This window comes from Nostoc sp. LEGE 06077, from assembly GCF_015207705.1.
In the GTDB taxonomy this organism is placed as follows: Bacteria; Cyanobacteriota; Cyanobacteriia; order Cyanobacteriales; family Nostocaceae; genus Nostoc_B.
Genome location: NZ_JADEWI010000001.1, coordinates 216,416 through 235,120, shown reverse-complemented (window position 1 = coordinate 235,120; position 18,705 = coordinate 216,416). Strand labels below are relative to the sequence as shown.

The window sequence follows — 18,705 nt, the reverse complement described above, 5'->3', positions numbered from 1 at the left end:
TTAGACTGTGGTCAGCACTCCAGATATCAAGAATACATTTGCACAACCTGATTCTTTAGGCAGATTTGGAAAATTCGGCGGTAAATATGTACCTGAAACCTTAATGCCTGCCTTAAGTGAATTGGAAGCAGCTATTGAAAAGTATCGTCATGATGCTAACTTCCAAACAGAGTTACAAAATTTACTCCGCGATTATGTAGGAAGACCTAGCCCATTATATTTTGCAGAACGTCTGACCGCACACTACGCCAGACCTGATGGCACTGGGGCGCAAATTTACTTAAAAAGGGAAGATTTAAATCATACAGGCGCTCACAAAATTAATAATGCTTTGGCTCAGGTATTGTTAGCCAAACGTATGGGTAAACAGCGAATTATTGCTGAGACAGGTGCAGGTCAGCATGGTGTAGCAACTGCTACTGTTTGTGCGCGGTTTGGCTTGGAATGCGTAATCTACATGGGCATCCATGATATGGAACGCCAAGCCCTGAATGTGTTCCGGATGAAGTTGATGGGTGCGGAAGTGCGGCCTGTGGAAGCAGGTACTGGCACTCTCAAAGATGCTACTTCGGAAGCTATTCGAGATTGGGTGACGAATGTTGAAACAACACATTACATCTTGGGTTCTGTAGCTGGCCCTCATCCTTATCCGATGTTGGTGCGTGATTTCCACGCCATTATTGGGAAAGAAACTCGCGTACAGGCGCAAGAGAAATGGGGCGGACTACCAGATATTCTTTTGGCTTGCGTGGGTGGCGGTTCCAATGCGATCGGATTGTTTCATGAGTTTGTGAATGAACCTTCTGTGCGTTTTATTGGTGTAGAAGCAGCTGGAGAAGGTGTGAATACAGACAAACACGCTGCAACGCTCACATTAGGTAGGGTGGGAGTTCTGCACGGTGCGATGAGCTACATTCTCCAAGATGATGATGGTCAAGTTATCGAAGCTCATTCGATTAGTGCGGGATTAGATTATCCCGGTGTTGGGCCTGAGCATAGTTATTTGAAGGATCTGGGTCGCGCTGAATATTACAGTGTGACTGATCAGCAAGCGTTAGAAGCATTTCAGAGACTTTCGCAACTAGAAGGGATTATTCCAGCATTAGAAACTTCTCATGCGATCGCCTATTTAGAAACTCTCTGTCCGCAGTTAGATGGCAACCCGCGCATTGTGATCAACTGCTCTGGTAGAGGCGATAAGGATGTCCAAACTGTCGCTAAAGTCCTCAATCATTAATCGAATATGGTAGCCATCACTCAACATCCAGCAGACAAAATCTCTGTTACTTCTGACTGGTCTGCTTTATTGCAACAACTACTGAAACGGCAATCACTAACAGTTGACCAAGCTACAAATTTAATGCACGGTTGGTTAACAGATACTATTCCCTCCGTTCTTTCAGGAGCCATTTTAGCCGCAATTCAAACTAAAGGTGTCTCCGCAGAAGAACTAGTAGGTATGGCTAGTGTTTTGCAATCCCAATCTTCTTACCCCACTCTCAACTCCCCAACTCCCCTAATCGATACTTGCGGTACTGGGGGAGATGGTGCCTCCACTTTTAATATTTCTACTGCTGTGGCCTTTGTGGCTGCTGCGGCTGGAGTAAAAGTTGCTAAACATGGTAATCGTTCTGCCTCCAGCAAGGCTGGTTCTGCTGATGTTTTGGAAGCTTTGGGGATAAATCTCAACGCTCACCCAGAGAAGGTAAAAGCGGCAGTTGATGAAGTTGGTATTACCTTTTTGTTTGCTCCTGGCTGGCATCCAGCACTCAAGGCGGTTGCTGATTTACGCAAAACTCTCAAAGTAAGGACTATTTTTAACTTGCTTGGGCCTTTGGTAAATCCCATGCGTCCAACAGGGCAAATTATTGGTGTGAATGACCCACTGTTGATTGAAGAAATCGCCCAAGCCTTATCACAATTGGGATGCAGACAAGCGATTGCACTCCACGGCAGAGAAAGATTAGACGAAGCAGGTTTGGCTGATGTGACTGATTTGGCTGTGCTGCAAGCAGGAAAAGTCCACTGTCTGACGCTCAATCCGCAAGAACTCGGTTTAAGTCATGCACCGACCGAAGCATTACGTGGTAGCGATGTTCAAGAGAACGCAGAAATATTAAAGGCTGTACTCCAAGGAAAAGGCACTCCAGCACAACAGGATGTTGTCGCTTTAAATACAGCCTTAGCGCTGCAAGTTGGTGAAGCAATTGCAGGCACAACAGACATTTTAGAAGGTTGCGTCAAAGGTATTGCATTAGCTAAAGAAGTTCTGCAAAGTGGCGCTGCTTGGACAAAGTTGGAACAACTTGCTGAATTTTTGCACTAATTAAGGAAAACGAAAATGATTGTAGTCCTAAAAAACGGTACACCTACTGACGAAATTACTCGCATCAGCGAAGGTTTGAGAGATACTTGGGGAGTCACAGTCGAAAAAAGTATCGGCGAACATAAAGTCATCCTGGGGATGATTGGTGATACTTCTACACTTGATCGGGGGCAAATCCAAGAGTTCAGCCCTTGGATTGAGCAAGTATTGCGTGTGGAAAAACCTTTCAAGCGGGTAAGTCGAGAATTTCGTTATGGAGAAGCCAGTGAAGTTATTGTCCCCACTCCTAACGGTGATGTCTATATTGGCGAACAGCATCCGATAGTAGTGGTAGCTGGGCCTTGTTCTGTTGAGAATGAGGAAATGATTGTTGAAACAGCCAAGCGGGTAAAGGCGGCTGGAGCCAAGTTTCTGCGTGGTGGAGCCTACAAACCTCGCACCTCACCTTATGCTTTTCAAGGCTATGGTGAAAGTGCCTTAGATTTGTTAGCAGCTGCTCGTGAAGCCACAGGGTTGGGTATCATTACAGAACTGATGGATGCTGCTGATTTACCAGCATTAGCAAGAGTCGCTGATGTTATCCAAATCGGGGCGCGAAATATGCAAAACTTCGCGTTGTTGAAAAAAGTAGGCGCACAAGATAAACCTGTTCTGCTCAAACGAGGAATGTCAGCCACAATTGACGAGTGGTTAATGGCAGCAGAATACATCCTGGCTGCGGGAAATCCCAATGTAATTTTGTGTGAGCGGGGGATTAGAACCTTTGATAGTAAATATGCCCGCAATACCTTAGATTTATCTGTCATTCCCGTGTTGCGATCGCTTACTCATTTACCCATCATGATTGACCCCAGTCATGGTACAGGTAAATCTGAATATGTACCTGCGATGACTTTTGCTGCGATCGCTGCTGGTACTGATGCTTTAATGATTGAAGTTCACCCCAATCCAGCTAGAGCTTTATCTGATGGGCCACAATCTTTAACACCCGAAGAATTTGACTACTTAGCAAAAGAAATGTCAGTAATTGGTAAAGTTGTTGGACGTTGGACTATACCAGCTTTGCTTGCTACTGTTTAATATTCTTTTTTGCCTAAAACAAGAACAATGGAGGACTCGATTTTTCTAAAATTTACTGTTAATTGCCCTACACTTTTATGATTAGGGGCAATTTAAATTTAACCAAAAATTGGCGCATAATATCACAGCCATAATTATGTGCCTTTTTTGTTTTATGTGTATTGAATTTAATCTTGATTTAGCTAAAAATATTATATTTTTTATCAAAAACCAAAATATTTATCATTGTATTAACTGTAATAAATACTTAACATATATCTGGATAGATATTTATTCTAGCTTGATGAATATAAATAATATTTGTTAGTTATCAAGCGGCTAAATATCACAATAAATATTCGCTTACTTCTGCAAAGAACGCTAACTAGATTTAGCAAAAAGCAAGAGACAAAACTTAGTCTTTTGTAGTTTTTTTGTTTCTTGATTTTATCGGTACTAACAAAATTTACATCCGAAATCTAGGAGGATATTTTCTCATGGCAGATTCAAATAACGGCGGTAGCAATAACCCTTCTAGCAGCGAGCTTGAGGCTCTGCTTCGACAATCACCATTTGGGGCATTGCTAGACATCCCCGGTGTAGAACCAAACGACATTATTGAAGCTTTCAGTAGATCTACTGATGGTGGTGATAATCCATTTGGTAATGGTGGTAATCCAAATACTGGTGGTGGCGCTCCTTATAGTGGTAATCCCTTTGCTAACTTTGGCAACCCAAATGCTCCTGGTGGCCCTTTGACTGGCGGTGTCAATCCTTGGGCGAATATTAATCAAGGTAGCAGTGATCCTTTAACTGGTGGTGGAAATCCTTTTGCAGGTGGTGGCGCTCCTTCAACTGGTGGTGAAAATCCTTTTGCAGGTGGTAGCAATCCCTTTGCAAGTGGTAGCAATCCCTTTGCAAGTGGTGACAATCCCTTTGCAGGTGGTGACAATCCTTTTGCAGGTGGTGACAATCCTTTTGCAAGTGGTAGCAATCCCTTTGCAGGTGGTGACAATCCTTTTGCTTAATATTGATAGTTATTAGAACTCTGCAAAAAACCGCAGTTCAACACAGATAATCAACACTGATATAGCTGTGTTTAACTACGGTTTAATTTTTTATTTTTGAGTATTGTTATAAGCCTATTCTCATATTTTTAACATTGACCTAAAAATAAAAAGCAAAAAAATGTTATGCAAATCAAAAAATAAATCATTGCTTATTAGTTGAACATATCATAACTTTATTGAAGACATGATTAAGAATACACAAGATCAATAAGCTAGTAAAAAATCTTAAAAAGAAATAACTTAAATTTTAATTTTTTGCTGTTCTAAACAATACTTGAAGTAAAAATAGGAGATTAACGCTGATGGAAGAATCTGCTGTCAATCCTTTTGGTGCAGGTAATCCCTTTACTGGCAATAATGGCAGTCTGCCTCAGCGATCGCCTTTTGATAATCTCTCAAATATTGGTCAATACATACCTGAAGGCGTTAACAATCCTTTTACCAGTTCTAGTACCCTTCCTGGAGGAATCAACCCTTTTGCTAGCGATGGTGGTAGTCGGTTTGAGCAATTAATTTTTAATCGCTTGAAGTTAGTTTTAGGTGAGAATTTTTTTGATGGTACTAATACCCCTTTTACAAGTGGTAGAATACCTCAATTTAGTGGTGGCGGAAATTTATCAAAGTTGGGTACGCCACCTTTTAATGCGAATAACGCACCTGTTGGTAATGGCAACAGAAATTTTGGTACTAACAACGCAACTATTGGTAATTTCAACTCAAATTATGGTAATGACAGCGCCACTATTGGTAATGGCAATTGGAACTTCAGTAGTAATAACACCACAATTGGCAATGGTAATTGGAAATTCGGCGTTAACAATACAATAATTGGTAATGGTAACTGGCATTGGGACGATGGTAATAATAATGCCACTTTAGGTAATGGTAATTGGCAATTTGGACAAGATAATCAAACCGTTGGTAATGGCAATTGGAATTTTGGTAGCGATAATACAACAGTTGGTAATGGCAACTGGCATTGGGATGAAGGAAGCAATAATACAACAGTTGGTAATGGTAACTGGCAATTTGGTAGCGAAAATAAAACTCTGGGTAATGGTAATTGGGATTTTGGTACTAACAACATAATTGTAGGTAATGGTAACTTAGTTTTCACCAGCGGCAATATAATTGTAGGTAATGGTAATTTGCTAATAGATAGCAACAATACAATAATTGGTATTGGTGATGATGCCGAAAGTTTAAGTTCTCTTTTTCAAGGAACTCCAAGTGATGTTGATAGTTTAATAAACTCTCTTGTAGGAGCGTTTGGGCAAGAATTTAATCCCTTAACTGGTAATTTTGATAGTTTAGAAGCCCAGACTTTTAACAGACTGATTCTTTCTAGAGTGACTGGTGAAGATAACATTACTATATCCAATCAACTTGAGCAGTTTTTCACCAATCTATTCAGGAATATTCCATTTGATGAACTACCTTATCAGCCGGGACAAAATTTTCACCCTGTGCCAGAACCTTCAGCTTCAGTGCCACTAATAGTATCAGGTTTTTTATTATTGTTATTTTCTAAATTCAAACAAAAAGTGTTAGCAAAAAAACAGAGAGCTTTATCTAGTAGTTCTAAATAACTCTTGAATAACAAGATACCTAATTTCTCAAACAAATCGAGTATCTAAGTCTCTCGATTTTTATCAGTCAAAAAGGATTGTAATAAGTTATTGTACTCACATTGAGACTTACCTGCTGATGTGGGGTGTATAAGCCAGCATCGGAAACTTTTTGTAATTAGTGCTGTCTATTAGACTAATTCATTAGTTTATCAGGAAATTATATGCGATCACCTATCGTCATAGGTACAGGATTACTTGTATCTTTAATTTTGAATGCACAAGTATTCGCGCAATCTACAGTACAGTTACCACAACTCACTGCACAAGCTACCACTCAACAAATCTTAAATAAAAATACTAAAAAGCTACGTTCAGGTATTATTACTTTGCAAAGAACAGCTTGTTTTGGTGCTTGTCCAATTTATAAAATCACCATATTTCCTGATGGTAGAGTTGTCTACGAAGGGGAGCGTTTTGTTAAAGTTGTCGGTAAGCGAACTGCAAAAATCAGTCCACAAGCAGTAAATAGATTAGTTGCAGAATTTAATAAAGTCAATTATTTCTCTTTACCCAACAACTATCAAGGCGGCCCTACAGATTTGCCTTCAGCAATTACTTCTCTTACTATCGGGAAACATCAGAAAACTGTGAATCATTATCTCGGTTCACCCAATGCACCTCAAGCACTCACAGCCTTGGAAAATAAAATAGATGCTGTTGTGAATTCTCAGCGGTGGATTGGTGCAAAAAATGAACCAACACCAAATCCAAATGATTCCAATTCGACTCAGCTAAAAGTTAACCGCCAGTTATGGAATCAGCAAAGGCTGGCTAATTATCGCTTTACATTTAGCAGGAGTTGTTTTTGTTTACCCAAGGCTACCCAACCAGTAGTGATTACAGTCCGTAATGGTCAAGTTGCTTCTATTACTGCTGTCAACAACAATGAACCAGTTGATGCAGAATTATTCCAACAATATAATACAATTCCTAAACTGTTCGGGATAATTGACGACGCGATTACCAGAAAAGCATCTAGTCTCACCGTCAAATATGATCCTCAGCTTGGCTATCCAACACAAATTAATATTGATTACAACCAACAAGTTGCTGATGAAGAATTATTTCTCACAATTAGCAATCTCGAACCATTGAAGTAAGGTCTGACAAAAAATAGATCATCTGTAAGGGTGTACAGTTAGTTGTACCCCCTTTTATTTGTCTATCAAGCCTGTATAAACTGAAATATCTCCTACTAAAATCAGGTTCTCAGACTCAGGGATGATGAGTATTGAGTAACTAGATTGACAAAATCACACTATAAATAGTGATATCTCAGCGATATGCAGAAATTACAAGGAATAAAGGCATGATTAAATCATGGATGGTAATTGGTGGCGTAGCAATATTGGTCGCGTTGAGTGCTAATTTAAGTCCGCCTAGCGATCGCCAGTGGTTCAGGCGCTTACAAAGACCGAGATGGCTAACTTTTGAAGCAGCAATTCCTATTATCTGGACTCTTATTTTTATTTGTGGTGCTTGGTCAGCTTATATTGTCTGGGAAACTAACCCAGGAACCAAATCCACTTGGTTGTTGATGATTTTATATTTAATTTTAGAAATTGCTATTATTGCCTATACGCCTGTGATGTGTCGGTTGCGTAGTCTCCAAGCAGGCACAATTATTGGCGGTACAGGTTTTATTATTGGACTCATATTAACTCTTGCTGTTTTACCAGTCTCTGGTTGGGCAGTATTGTTATTATTACCCTTTTTACTGTGGAGTCCTATTGGTACTTATACCACTTGGCAGATGAGCAGTCTCAATCCTCAAGATGCTTAAGTATCAAACCTGCGATTGATTTCACCCATTCCTTATATTGTCAAACTGACAGTGTATAACTTGACAAAACATAAGGAAAAGGGTAAGGGTATGATTTCATCTGGTGCAATTATTGGGGCGATAACTTTCTTGATTGCTTTTGGGAGTTTTTTCATCACCCCCCGTGATGTGAAATGGTTCGCCCGTTTAAGCCGCCCACAATGGCTAGTTTTTGAACCGCTTATTCCCTTCATCTGGACGGCAATTTTTATTTGTGGTGCGATTTCTGCTAACATTGTTTGGCAAAAAAACCCTGGAAGCCTTGTTACCTGGTTTCTTATGGGTTTATACCTGTTTGTAGAAATCATCACCATTGCCTACATCCCAGTGATGCTCAGGTTACGCAGTCTGAAAGTTGGCGAAACTCTGGGGTTAGCCGGGATGATTTCAGCTATAGTTTTGGCTGTATGTGTTCTGCCAATTTCACCAATAGCAACTATATTACTGATACCCTATCTGGTCTGGAGTCCAATTGGCACATTAACTACAGACGAATTAAAAGAAATTAATCCTGAAGATGCGTAATTAAACATCTATAAAATCCGACCATAACGGGCTGTAAAATTATTGGCTGAATTTGTTTGATTATTTAACCACGCCCACATTTGATCACCAAAACAAAAATGCCACCATTCTCTAGGATTGCGTTGAAAGCCAGCTTTGAACATGACATCATTTAATAGCTGACGGTGGACATGATATTGTTGTGCTTCTGGATGCTGATGATTGGCATAATAATCGGGATGCGATCGCTCTGACAATTCATCAATAGGCGAACCCATATCTACTATTTGTCCGGCATCATCGACTAAGGTTACATCCACAGCAGCCCCTGTACTATGAGGTGGCGGCGTTTTTTCATCCATACTTGGAACAGCCCAAATTTGGTAAACCGCATCCCAAATTTCTTCGCGTTGGCTGGGTGATAACTCTGCTTCAGTCAGTCCCCTCGCTTGCACTGCCGTAGCAAAGCTGTAATCTACCATAAACTGCTGTACTGTTACCGGACGATAGCCGTCAAAAATTTGAATCCGCCAATGAGGATGTAGTAATTCCAAGTAATTTTGGGCTGTGATTAAATTTTCCACAACACTTTGGCGGAGATAATAAGGCGAATATTCCCCATAAATAGCCCCCAATTTTTCATAAGGATGGGGCGATTCTACCGCAAATATCTGCAAAGGAATTTCTACCAGAGCTTCACCGCATTCAACAATGGGGATATGGTGATAAGGTCTCATACCAATTTTGGATTTAAGATTTAGGATGACTTTCCAGAATCTTAAATCATACTACCTATTCCAATTTATTCAGGACATCAATAACCATAAGGATTTCCCTGCACTCCACCTGTAGACTGGCCAGGAACGGAAGTATTTGATGGTAGTTGAATGCCTCTAAAATAGCGATTGTTTTGATAACTTGCTGGAGCCGCAGGTGTCACAACGTATGCCGAGGAATTTGGGGCAGAGTAAGGTGTAGTGTTAGTTGGTAGAGATGAATTAACAGGTTGGGTCGTAGTTGTTGATGGTAATTGATTAGTCAACGGCTGGACAGTATTTGCACCGTTATAATAATTCACCGGTGGAGTTGGTACAGTAGGCTGGATATAACCTGTACTGCTATTTAAACTGGTGTTGGGCAGAAAGTTCTGATTATTAGTAGGTAAACTTTGAGGAACTGAGTTAGACGGAGTTTTACCAAGGTTATTGCCGAAATTTGTCGTCGTACTATTGATATTAGATAAATTCTGGGGAACTCCGTTGTATGCGGGTTGCCCAAAAGTATTGCTGGGGTTGGAAGTGGCACTATTAGTGTTAGATGGGACTAATTGGGGAGATGATGGTGCAAAAATTGTGGGTGAAGGGCTAATTGAATTGTATGGATTAATTGGAGTCTGATTGATGCCGGTTTGTGCAGCATAAGGGTTTGCGGCTGAACCTTGTGGTTGAGACGCAGAATTTATCAACTGACTGCTATTTTGTGTGCCAAACTGCAATAGATTCTCTGTTTGGGCGACAAAAGGATTTTTCCCTTCAGATAATATACCGTCACTGCTACCTAAACTAGGATTGAATTTAGGTTCTTTAGCAGATTTCTGCTTATTAATTACATCCTGTAAAAAATCTTTACCCTTTTTCGACTTGGAGTTATCTGTAGAGGAACTCACAATTGCGGGGCTATCTGATTTATCCACATCATTATACAGAACTGGTAAGTTATCAATATCTGCGGCGATCGCTTTATCTTCTGCCGACAGTGAAGAATTATCAGCTTTCTGTGTTGTGGCTTCGCTGTTTTGTTTGCTGGTAAACGCATTTGGGTTAGACCAGTATTCTCTAATTACCAGACCTAGCACGGATAAAAAAATCGCTGTTCCCCAAAAAGCCGGCTTGCTAAAATTCAATAACCTGGCTTTGAGATAACGTAGGTAGGCGGGTGGATAATGACGATTTGACATAGCTGAGTCTCAGAATTTACTGGCAAATGGGATACCTGGGTACAAACTTACAGCAAATACGAAATGTGTAGTGCTTTGGCTTGAATATTAGCAAACAGTGTTAGTTGTATTTGGATGGTGCTGAAATCATCCTAGCTTGTCTACGGATAAAAAATGAAAATTAAAGTATAAAATTTCATATTTTACCCTCCGCACTTCATACTTTACAAAATGATTCTGCCCATATTTTCAGCTTCGGTCACTTTCGATAACATCATGAACTGAAACCTGCACTAATTTATTGTTATGGCTGGGTAATTTTTCAAAAAAAAGGGAGTAGGGAATAGGGAATAGGAGTAGTGAGTAGATAGCAAGGGTCGGTTTTTCTAAAGGGAATGAGTCAGAACTATCAAACCAATGCAAGAATCATCATTTCTTCTACCCTACACCCTTACACCCCCACACCTGTTAGCTTACCTCCCCTGCTATTTACCAGGAGACTAGAGCAATGATGAAAGCTGAAGATATCATGACCAAGGATGTAATTACCATTCGCGGGTCTGCAACTGTCGCTGAAGCAGTTAGCCTGATGAAAGACAAAAACTTGCGTGCTTTGGTTGTTGATCGTCGCTATGATAATGATGCCTATGGCATGGTTAGCGAAACAGATATTGTCTATAAGGTAATAGCCTACGGTAAAGACCCTAAGCTTGTGCGGGTTTATGAAATTATGAGTAAACCTTGCATTGTCGTCAATCCTGAGTTGAGTATTGAATATGTAGCGCGGTTGTTTGCCAACACTGGTATTCGCAGAGCGCCAGTAATTCAAAGTAAGCTGTTAGGCATCATCTCAATTACTGATATTTTGACTAAGAGTAATTTTGTCGAAGCCCCAACAGCACTAAGGCTAGAGGAGAAAATTCAAAAAGCCGTAGAAACTGCCCGTGCTATTTGTACTCAATATGGAGCTTATTCTAAAGCCTGTGCTGCTGCTTGGGATGAAGTGGAAGAACTACAAGCAGAAGCCGCCCATCAAAAAGCAGAAGGTATGGTTTCGGCTAAAGGTTCGTTTGAAGAATACTGTCGGGAAAATCCTGATGCGCCTGAATGCCGAAATTATAAGCCTTAAATAAGGTATGAAGTCTGAAGGATGAAGTATGAAAATAGATTTCATACTTCATCCTTCAGACTTTAATATTTTCTACTCTGCGCTGTTGAGAATTTTCGGTACTTTGAAAAATTCCCCTTCTTGTTCTGGCGCACTTTCAAGTATTGCATCTCTGTCAGGATAAGGTTTTAACTCATCCTCTCGCGTCACATTGCTAACATCAATTGCTCTTGTAGTTGGTATTACATCAGTAACATCTAGTTCACTCAGCTGTTCCACATAATCCAAAATACTTCCTAGCTGAGTGGTAAATTGCTCTTCTTCTGCTGGCGTTAAGTCTAACCTAGCGAGAAGAGCTACTTTATGAACTTGCTCACGGTCAATCATGGTTTAGTTATAAGTCAAGAGTCAAAAGTCAAGAGTCAAAAGTCAAAAGTCAAAAGTCAAAAGTTTTTGCTGATCACATGATTAACAATTGACAATTGACTAATGACAATTGACTAAAAGAATACGTCAATTTGCATCCGTCCAGTGGTTTTCAGCCAGTTTTGCGCTTCAATGTAGTTATTGGGAGCCATCCGAATAGCTCGAATCCAATAATCTGCGGCTTGGTCAAACAGTGCTTCACCACCGTCATGATCTCCAGCTTCTTTAGCTTTTTCGCCTTGATAATGATAAATCACGGCGATATTATTCAAAGCTTGGGGTATGCGTGGGTTGATGTCAATTGCTTTGTGATAAAGTTCTAAAGCTTTATCGTGATCACCGTTACTGGCGTAAATTAGACCCATGTTATAGAAAATATAACTGCGATCGTTGGAGTCTTCTTCTAGTGTTAGGGCTTCTTCATAATATTCTAATGCTTCGGCATATTCTCCTTCTGCTTGTGCCGACATACCATCGCGGTAATAAACAAATGCTTCTTTCGCTTTTCTGTTAGTTGGCAGTATCTTGAGAATGATATCCGCCATGACGGTAAAAGATTTGTCAATAAAGTTATCGTTTTTCTGTGTTCTTGGCATAACTGCCTCTATGGTTGTACAGCTACTAGCTCAAAAGATGCTCTTGGAAATTACAGCATTTCTTGATTGGGTGTTTACTCAGCACTTAGCACGGGCTAAACGCCCCGCTACCGCTAACAGCACTCAATAGTTAATTTAACTGATTTGGGAGGGTATTCTCTTCACTTAGAGGGATAATACATTCTGGACTGTTGTGCTGGGGTTTGTTGACCAAATTGCTGACTGGGTAGGCTGTCATTGCTTCAGAGGGATAGGGATCTAACAGTGGCTGAAGTCTTTCTGGTGTTTGCACTTGCGTATCTAGCCACAAATCGTAATCTTCTGGTGCCAAAATGACTGGCATTCGCTCATGAATTGGTGCTAACAATTTGTTAGCTGTTGTTGTCACAATCGTACAAGAGGCAATTTCTTCTCCTTCTGGTGAGTGCCACATCTCCCATAATCCCGCAAAAGCAAAGGGTTGGCTATCTTGCAGCCGAAAATAAAAGGGCTGTTTTTTACCTTGTTGCTTTTGCCATTCATAAAAGCCATCAGCTATTACCAAACAGCGTCGGCGCTTAAAAGCTGTGCGAAAAGCTGGTTTTTCTGCCACGGTTTCGGCTCTGGCGTTAATTAGCTTTACTCCTATTTTTATATCTTTTGCCCAAGCAGGAATCAAGCCCCAACGTAATTGTTGAAATTCATCCTGTTTACTGGTGGGGTTATGTAGCACTGTTGGCACCATTTGTGTAGGTGCAATGTTATATTGGGCAGCTAAATCGGGAATTTGCTGGAGAGGGAAAGCCTTTGCCAGTGAGGATGCTGGCTGATTTAAAGTAAATCTTCCACACATATTTTTAATTGACCCCATTGAATTAAATTGAACATTTAAAGTTGATAAATACTAGAAATAATAAATAATTTGTTTTTTATTTTTTCAGATAAATCTAGTTTTGATGAAGATGCTTAAAAGGGAAAAAATTATCCTGTTTAACTCGAAAGATTTTGTAAGATATTGTATTTTAGAGCCTCATTTCTCCTAATACTCTTCATCATCTTTTTGGCATGGAAACGCTACGTCTGTACGATTTTTTACCCTCTGGTAATGGCTATAAGATACGTCTTTTATTATCACAAATGGGTATTCCCTATGAAAGAATCGAGGTGAATATCTTAAAGGGAGAAAGTCGGACACCTGAATTCTTAAGTAAGAATCCTAACGGCAAAATACCTGTATTGGAAGTTGAACCAGGGAATTACTTAACAGAATCAAATGCTATTTTGGCATATCTCAGTGAATACACAGAATTTCTTCCCTACGATCGCTTCTTAAAAGCACAGGTTTTGCAATGGTTATTTTTTGAACAATATAGTCATGAACCGTATATTGCGACATCAAGATTTTGGATTTCCATTTTAGGGAAAGCGGAAGAATATCAGGCTGCTTTAGCACAAAAGCAAGAACCTGGTTATGCAGCATTAAGAGTGATGGAAAATCATCTGCAATCTCAGATGTATTTTGTTGGCGATCGCTATACCATTGCTGATATTGCTTTATTTGCTTATACCCATGTAGCCGATGAAGGTGGGTTTGATTTATCTAGGTTTCCGGCTATTCAAAGATGGATAGAATGTATCAAAGCGCAACCAAGGTATATCAGTATTACACATGAGCCAATTCTCCAAGAAGCGGAATTCTGCTAAATAAATGTTGATCAGCATAAACTCTCGGAGTCAGGAAGCCCAAATTCATAATTATTCAATAATGATGATTCTTCGAGAGAGAGATTTGGCTAGTTTCTATATTTCTGACTTATGAATACTGACTCAAAATTGCGAATTATTCAGCTACACCCAAGCCTTGAATTTGCAAAAACTTGTCGGAAATTCTGTTAGGGATGGGTCGTGGACGCATAGTTTTAGCATCTACCCACACCCACAATGCTTCAGCCGTAACTAATAAATCATCTTCGTGTTGTTTGCGAATTTCGTAACATCGAAAAGCACGAGTACCACGCATTTCTTTTAACCAGGTGGTAACTTCTAAAGTATCACCTGCCACGGCTGGCCGGAGATAGTCAATTTCTACGCGCCGCATTACAAATACACCGCCCAACTCGCGGTAAACAGCTAAATTTGCACCGAGGTGTTCTGAGTGTTCAATAGCCGCCTGTTCCAAATAGTTTTGGTAAACGGCATTATTAACATGGCCTAAAGCATCCATTTCATAGTGCCGGACACGGAGTAAAGTCTTGAATAACTGCATGAAAATAATCGGAGTTAGTAAGTGGGGTTAAAAGAAAATGCGAATTTGGACTATAGGCGAAATTACTGATACATTATTGATGCAACTCTCTTAATTTACGATTTATTGAAGGTAAAGTACCAGAATCATTATGAAATCTCTGCACCGTCCCGATTTATATGGCTGGTCTACTTTCAATCCTGCAAGAAATATTGATTTCAATGGGATTGCTTGGATTCGTCCCGATGGCAATATCTTGATTGACCCAGTAGCTTTATCAAACCACGACTGGAATCACCTGGAATCTCTCGGTGGTGTGGATTGGATTATACTGACAAACTCGGAACATATTCGGGCAGCAAAAGAAATTGCGGTGCAAACCTATGCTAATGTAGCAGGCCCGGCAGCAGAAAAAGAATGTTTCCCCATAGTTTGCGATCGCTGGCTGTATGATGGTGATGAGTTTGTCCCTGGATTAAAGACCATTGAACTCCAAGGTTCCAAGACTCCTGGTGAACTAGCATTACTCTTGGAAGACACTACCTTAATTACAGGGGATTTAATCCGGGCGCATACAGCCGGGACTTTAACTATCTTGGCAAAAGAAAAGTTACTCGATTCAGAAGCAGCGATCGCTTCTGTCCACAGGCTGGCACAATTGAGTAATGTGGAAACAGTCTTAGTGGGAGATGGCTGGTCAGTGTTTCGAGATGGACACCTGCGGTTAAAAGAATTAGCCGCAAAATTGTGATAGTTGGGTTGGGAGAAGCAAGCTTATGAAAGATATCTCTGTCAAACATCGCCAAATGGCAATAATTTGTCATAAAGTTAAACTTAAACAGCAAAAAAGCGATTTTGCTTATTGGCAAACTCAATCGTATCAATCCCGACTAGAAGCCTTAGAGCAAATTCGCCAAGAATATCATAGTTGGAAAGATAATAGTGCTGAATCAAGACTTCAAAGAGTTTATACAATTTCTCAACGATAATAATGTTCGTTATTTGATTGTTGGTGGTTATGCAGTAGCGATACATGGTCATCCTCGCTATACCAAAGATATTGACATTTGGATAGAAATGAGTACAGAAAATGCCAATAATATAATTCAAGCTTTAAAACAAAACAATTTGGGTTTAGTTCTTTAGGATTAAAACCAGAAGATTTCCTGACTCCAGACCAAATTATTCAGCTTGGTTATCCTCCTAATAGAATTGATGTATTAACAACTATTGATGGGGTGAATTTTGAAAATTGTTATCCTTTAAGATTAGAAGTTAGAATTGATAATATTCTTGTTAATTTTATTGATTTAGATAATCTGAAAAAAAATAAAGAAGCATCAGGAAGACTTCAAGATTTAGCTGATTTAGAAAATTTGAATTAAAAATGTAGGCTATGTGTCCACATCGGACAATTCACCGTCAAAAATTCTGTTAAAAGCAACGCATCACAAAATTTTAAAAAATATTACTGTGCAAGGTTTTCTTAACTTAAACAAATCATTTGATTGGACTTCTCACGACTGTGTAGCGCGGGTACGCAAGCTGTTGCGCCTCAAACGGGTAGGACACGCAGGAACTTTAGATCCGGCTGCGACTGGGGTATTACCAATTGCACTGGGTAAAGCCACAAGATTATTGCAGTATCTCCCAGGAGACAAAGCTTACAAAGCCACTATTCGTTTTGGTGTACGTACCACAACCGATGATTTGCAAGGAGAAATTATCGCTTCACAACCTTGTGCAAATTTGAGTTTGGCTGAAATAGAAACTGCACTCACACAATTTGTTGGGAAGATTGAACAAATACCGCCAATTTATAGTGCAATTCAAGTTGATGGAAAACGCTTGTATGATTTGGCGCGTCAAGGTGAAACTGTCGAAGTTCCAGCACGTACAGTCGAAGTTTTTCAGATAGATATTTTAGATTGGCGAGAAGGGGATTTTCCGGAATTAGATGTAGCGATCGCCTGTGGTAGTGGTACATATATTAGAGCGATCGCTCGTGATTTAGGCGCAGTTTTCAACACTGGCGGAACTCTCGCCGCTTTAACTCGTAACCAAAGCAGCGGTTTTGATTTGAGTCAGAGTCTTTCTATTACTGAGTTAGAAGCACAGTTACAAACTGGGACATTTCAACCCATTCTTCCAGATGTCGCCTTACAGCATTTGCTAACCGTGAATTTACCTTCAGAACTGGCGCGAAAATGGTGTCAGGGACAAAAAGTTTCCCTTATTTCTGATAATTTGGGGCTTGTGCGCGTATATGAAAATGAAACGCGATTTTTAGGGATTGGACAATCACAAGATGAACTATTAATTCCACAAATGGTATTTGAACCAGTTGCGTGAATGTATGCTGATACCTTCCCAAAATTCCCTTGTTCTATTAAGAGAGATGATTTATCAAGAATTAATTGGGCGAGTATAAAATTCGCTACTACATCAACAAAGTTCATACAGGTGGACTTAATCAAACAACCCGCCTGCGCGGGTTTTGTCTGTATAGCGACGATTTCTAATCGCCAAGGCTCAAGAAAATGTGACTTTTAAATCAGCTTGATTAAGGCATAAATCGATCTAAAGCAGCCTTTAATTGTTCAATTTCCACATCTATATTGCCTTCCTTGGCGGCTCTGGCAACACATTCAGTTAAATGTTCATCTAGCACAATTCTTGCAACGCGATCTAATGCGCCCCGAACTGCGGCAATCTGCAATAATACATCAGGACAAGGACTACTTTGTTTCACCATTGTTTTAATACCGCGAATATGTCCTTCTATCCGCGACAGGCGATTGACAATTTTCCGTAAAGACTCTTCACTATGGACATGAACATGACTAGGCTCTCCATGTTCATGAATATGATCAGTATCGTGAGTATGGAAGTTTTCGGCTGATTGGTTGATAGGCAAGGACTCTGGAGTTAATCGGTTTGATCCATTCATGGCATTAAAACACTGGCAGTACTAAGATCCTAGCCTAGAGGGGGAATGGGTGTTATTTCTATTTAATATAAGGGGCGATCGCTTCTTGTTCGTCAGCGGGTAGAGCTTTCCGTTGGGCGATCCGCAAAACAACCTGTTACTCAACTACGGAAACAAATTCAAGCTAATCCAAAGTTGTCGTGCTGCCACTTGAGCAGGACTGTTCATCTCTAAATACTCTACAGTTACTTTTCCAACTGGAGTTGTACCTAAAATTTTGCCAGATTCAACATCAACTTGAAAATGTTCACTCCAATTATCCTCTCTTGGATTAAAAAAGCGAACTTCTGTGTTGGAATCAGAAGCAATCCCACTCACACGAATTCCTTTGCGGAGATTGCAAGAACGACAGGCAAGGGCTAAATTTGCTTCGTTGTTTGCACCTTGCCGAGAGAGTGGAATAATGTGTTCTACTTCAAATGGAAAATTAAAAACGACTTCAGGGGCTTTGCAATACTCACAGCGATGGTTGGCGCGTTGGGCGGTTAGCTTATAGTAGGGATTCATAAATTCCCTTGCTGCATCCATGCCGCAGTCCGGGCTGTTGCTGCCCTCAGTTCTGCTTCAACTAATCTATCCAATTCTGCTTGTTGTTCTGGCGGGAGTTGCTGCTGTTGATCTCGTGCTAACCGCCATAGATTCATTAACTCTGATAGCCGTTCTTGTTGCTCGGCATTGAAAAACGAGTCCGAACGAAAGCTTTGAATAATCAGTAGTGCGCTAAATTCAATTTCATCTAACTGGGCAGTTAAGGCATCGAGAGCCTGCCCCGCAGTTTTGCCAACAGAATGTTTATCTCCGGCGATCGCACGATAGGATTTCTCCCCGTTAGCATCAGATATTGGCAAAATTGCTACTGTATTCATGCGTCTAGCTGAAAATCACCCGCCTTAAATTATAGCTCTATTCACTCAAGGCCAAGTTACAGAACAGTTACCCTAGCAGAATTTAAATGAACTACCCTTACACCCCATATCCTTTCACCCCACAGATAATCTTTGTGCGTAAGTCCTG

General features: G+C 40.3%; 23 protein-coding genes. 14 read left to right on the top strand and 9 right to left on the bottom strand.

Annotation, left to right across the window (positions count from 1 at the left end):
- Positions 1-7: 7 nt before the first annotated feature.
- The 8 genes from trpB to IQ244_RS01055 all read left to right on the top strand — a co-directional run bounded on the left by trpB (position 8) and on the right by IQ244_RS01055 (position 8,433).
- The gene (gene trpB, locus IQ244_RS01090; RefSeq protein ID WP_193889209.1) at positions 8-1,237 is read left to right on the top strand and encodes a tryptophan synthase subunit beta; all 1,230 of its coding nucleotides are present in this window, start codon (positions 8-10) and stop codon (positions 1,235-1,237) included.
- A gap of 6 nt (positions 1,238-1,243) precedes the next feature.
- Entirely contained in the window at positions 1,244-2,326 is a 1,083-nt protein-coding gene (gene trpD / locus IQ244_RS01085) for an anthranilate phosphoribosyltransferase (protein ID WP_193889208.1), read from the top strand.
- Positions 2,327-2,341: 15 nt separating this feature from the next.
- A complete protein-coding gene (gene aroF, locus IQ244_RS01080) occupies positions 2,342-3,406 on the top strand; it encodes a 3-deoxy-7-phosphoheptulonate synthase (protein WP_193889207.1) in 1,065 nt (354 codons plus the stop codon).
- Between the two features lie 476 nt (positions 3,407-3,882).
- Complete coding sequence (locus IQ244_RS32295; protein WP_228058658.1) at positions 3,883-4,413, top strand: hypothetical protein; 531 nt, start codon at positions 3,883-3,885, stop codon at positions 4,411-4,413.
- A 344-nt stretch (positions 4,414-4,757) separates the two neighbouring features.
- Positions 4,758-6,044, top strand: a complete 1,287-nt coding sequence (locus IQ244_RS01070) for a hypothetical protein (RefSeq protein WP_193889205.1) — start codon at positions 4,758-4,760, stop codon at positions 6,042-6,044.
- Positions 6,045-6,247: 203 nt separating this feature from the next.
- Complete coding sequence (locus tag IQ244_RS32290; protein ID WP_228058657.1) at positions 6,248-7,186, top strand: DUF6174 domain-containing protein; 939 nt, start codon at positions 6,248-6,250, stop codon at positions 7,184-7,186.
- Positions 7,187-7,395: 209 nt separating this feature from the next.
- Entirely contained in the window at positions 7,396-7,869 is a 474-nt protein-coding gene (locus tag IQ244_RS01060) for a TspO/MBR family protein (RefSeq protein WP_193889204.1), read from the top strand.
- 90 nt (positions 7,870-7,959) lie between these two features.
- Positions 7,960-8,433, top strand: coding sequence for a TspO/MBR family protein (locus tag IQ244_RS01055; protein ID WP_193889203.1), 474 nt, complete (start codon positions 7,960-7,962; stop codon positions 8,431-8,433).
- A gap of 8 nt (positions 8,434-8,441) precedes the next feature.
- On the opposite strand, the gene IQ244_RS01050 is transcribed toward IQ244_RS01055, so the two are convergent.
- Entirely contained in the window at positions 8,442-9,149 is a 708-nt protein-coding gene (locus IQ244_RS01050; protein ID WP_193889202.1) for a M15 family metallopeptidase, read from the bottom strand.
- A gap of 77 nt (positions 9,150-9,226) precedes the next feature.
- On the bottom strand, positions 9,227-10,369 hold the full coding sequence (locus IQ244_RS01045; RefSeq protein ID WP_193889201.1) for a hypothetical protein: 1,143 nt from the start codon (positions 10,367-10,369) through the stop codon (positions 9,227-9,229).
- A gap of 487 nt (positions 10,370-10,856) precedes the next feature.
- Between IQ244_RS01045 and IQ244_RS01040 the strand changes: the two genes are divergently transcribed.
- Positions 10,857-11,477, top strand: a complete 621-nt coding sequence (locus tag IQ244_RS01040) for a CP12 domain-containing protein (protein ID WP_193889200.1) — start codon at positions 10,857-10,859, stop codon at positions 11,475-11,477.
- Between the two features lie 72 nt (positions 11,478-11,549).
- Here the strand turns inward: IQ244_RS01040 and gatC are convergent, their stop codons facing one another.
- The 3 genes from gatC to IQ244_RS01025 all read right to left on the bottom strand — a co-directional run bounded on the left by gatC (position 11,550) and on the right by IQ244_RS01025 (position 13,310).
- The gene (gene gatC / locus IQ244_RS01035) at positions 11,550-11,843 is read right to left on the bottom strand and encodes an Asp-tRNA(Asn)/Glu-tRNA(Gln) amidotransferase subunit GatC (protein WP_193889199.1); all 294 of its coding nucleotides are present in this window, start codon (positions 11,841-11,843) and stop codon (positions 11,550-11,552) included.
- Positions 11,844-11,956: 113 nt separating this feature from the next.
- Positions 11,957-12,478, bottom strand: a complete 522-nt coding sequence (locus IQ244_RS01030) for a photosystem I assembly protein Ycf3 (RefSeq protein ID WP_193889198.1) — start codon at positions 12,476-12,478, stop codon at positions 11,957-11,959.
- A 130-nt stretch (positions 12,479-12,608) separates the two neighbouring features.
- Entirely contained in the window at positions 12,609-13,310 is a 702-nt protein-coding gene (locus tag IQ244_RS01025) for an SOS response-associated peptidase (protein ID WP_193889305.1), read from the bottom strand.
- A gap of 212 nt (positions 13,311-13,522) precedes the next feature.
- Between IQ244_RS01025 and IQ244_RS01020 the strand changes: the two genes are divergently transcribed.
- Positions 13,523-14,161 (top strand): glutathione S-transferase family protein, encoded by a 639-nt coding sequence (locus tag IQ244_RS01020; protein ID WP_193889197.1) that lies wholly within the window; start codon positions 13,523-13,525, stop codon positions 14,159-14,161.
- Positions 14,162-14,297: 136 nt separating this feature from the next.
- Here IQ244_RS01020 and IQ244_RS01015 read toward each other — a convergent pair whose 3' ends face one another.
- Positions 14,298-14,723 (bottom strand): acyl-CoA thioesterase, encoded by a 426-nt coding sequence (locus tag IQ244_RS01015; RefSeq protein ID WP_193889196.1) that lies wholly within the window; start codon positions 14,721-14,723, stop codon positions 14,298-14,300.
- Between the two features lie 130 nt (positions 14,724-14,853).
- Between IQ244_RS01015 and IQ244_RS01010 the strand changes: the two genes are divergently transcribed.
- From IQ244_RS01010 to truB, 4 genes are all read left to right on the top strand, one after another.
- Positions 14,854-15,453, top strand: a complete 600-nt coding sequence (locus IQ244_RS01010) for an MBL fold metallo-hydrolase (protein WP_193889195.1) — start codon at positions 14,854-14,856, stop codon at positions 15,451-15,453.
- Between the two features lie 25 nt (positions 15,454-15,478).
- A complete protein-coding gene (locus tag IQ244_RS01005; RefSeq protein WP_228058656.1) occupies positions 15,479-15,691 on the top strand; it encodes a toxin secretion, membrane fusion protein in 213 nt (70 codons plus the stop codon).
- Positions 15,645-15,848 carry a nucleotidyltransferase domain-containing protein gene (locus tag IQ244_RS32285; RefSeq protein ID WP_228058678.1) on the top strand — a complete coding sequence of 68 codons (204 nt, stop codon included), beginning with the start codon at positions 15,645-15,647 and terminating at the stop codon, positions 15,846-15,848. The genes IQ244_RS01005 and IQ244_RS32285 overlap by 47 nt, the downstream gene beginning before the upstream one ends.
- 327 nt (positions 15,849-16,175) lie before the next feature.
- Positions 16,176-17,054, top strand: coding sequence for a tRNA pseudouridine(55) synthase TruB (truB, locus tag IQ244_RS00995; protein ID WP_193889303.1), 879 nt, complete (start codon positions 16,176-16,178; stop codon positions 17,052-17,054).
- Between the two features lie 211 nt (positions 17,055-17,265).
- Here truB and IQ244_RS00990 read toward each other — a convergent pair whose 3' ends face one another.
- From IQ244_RS00990 to IQ244_RS00980, 3 genes are all read right to left on the bottom strand, one after another.
- Positions 17,266-17,652: a metal-sensing transcriptional repressor gene (locus tag IQ244_RS00990; protein ID WP_193889194.1), complete on the bottom strand. Its 387-nt coding sequence runs from the start codon at positions 17,650-17,652 to the stop codon at positions 17,266-17,268.
- Between the two features lie 144 nt (positions 17,653-17,796).
- On the bottom strand, positions 17,797-18,198 hold the full coding sequence (locus tag IQ244_RS00985) for an HNH endonuclease (protein ID WP_193889193.1): 402 nt from the start codon (positions 18,196-18,198) through the stop codon (positions 17,797-17,799).
- Positions 18,195-18,557, bottom strand: coding sequence for a hypothetical protein (locus IQ244_RS00980; protein WP_193889192.1), 363 nt, complete (start codon positions 18,555-18,557; stop codon positions 18,195-18,197). Before IQ244_RS00980 ends, IQ244_RS00985 begins: the two co-directional genes overlap by 4 nt.
- Positions 18,558-18,705: the final 148 nt, after the last annotated feature.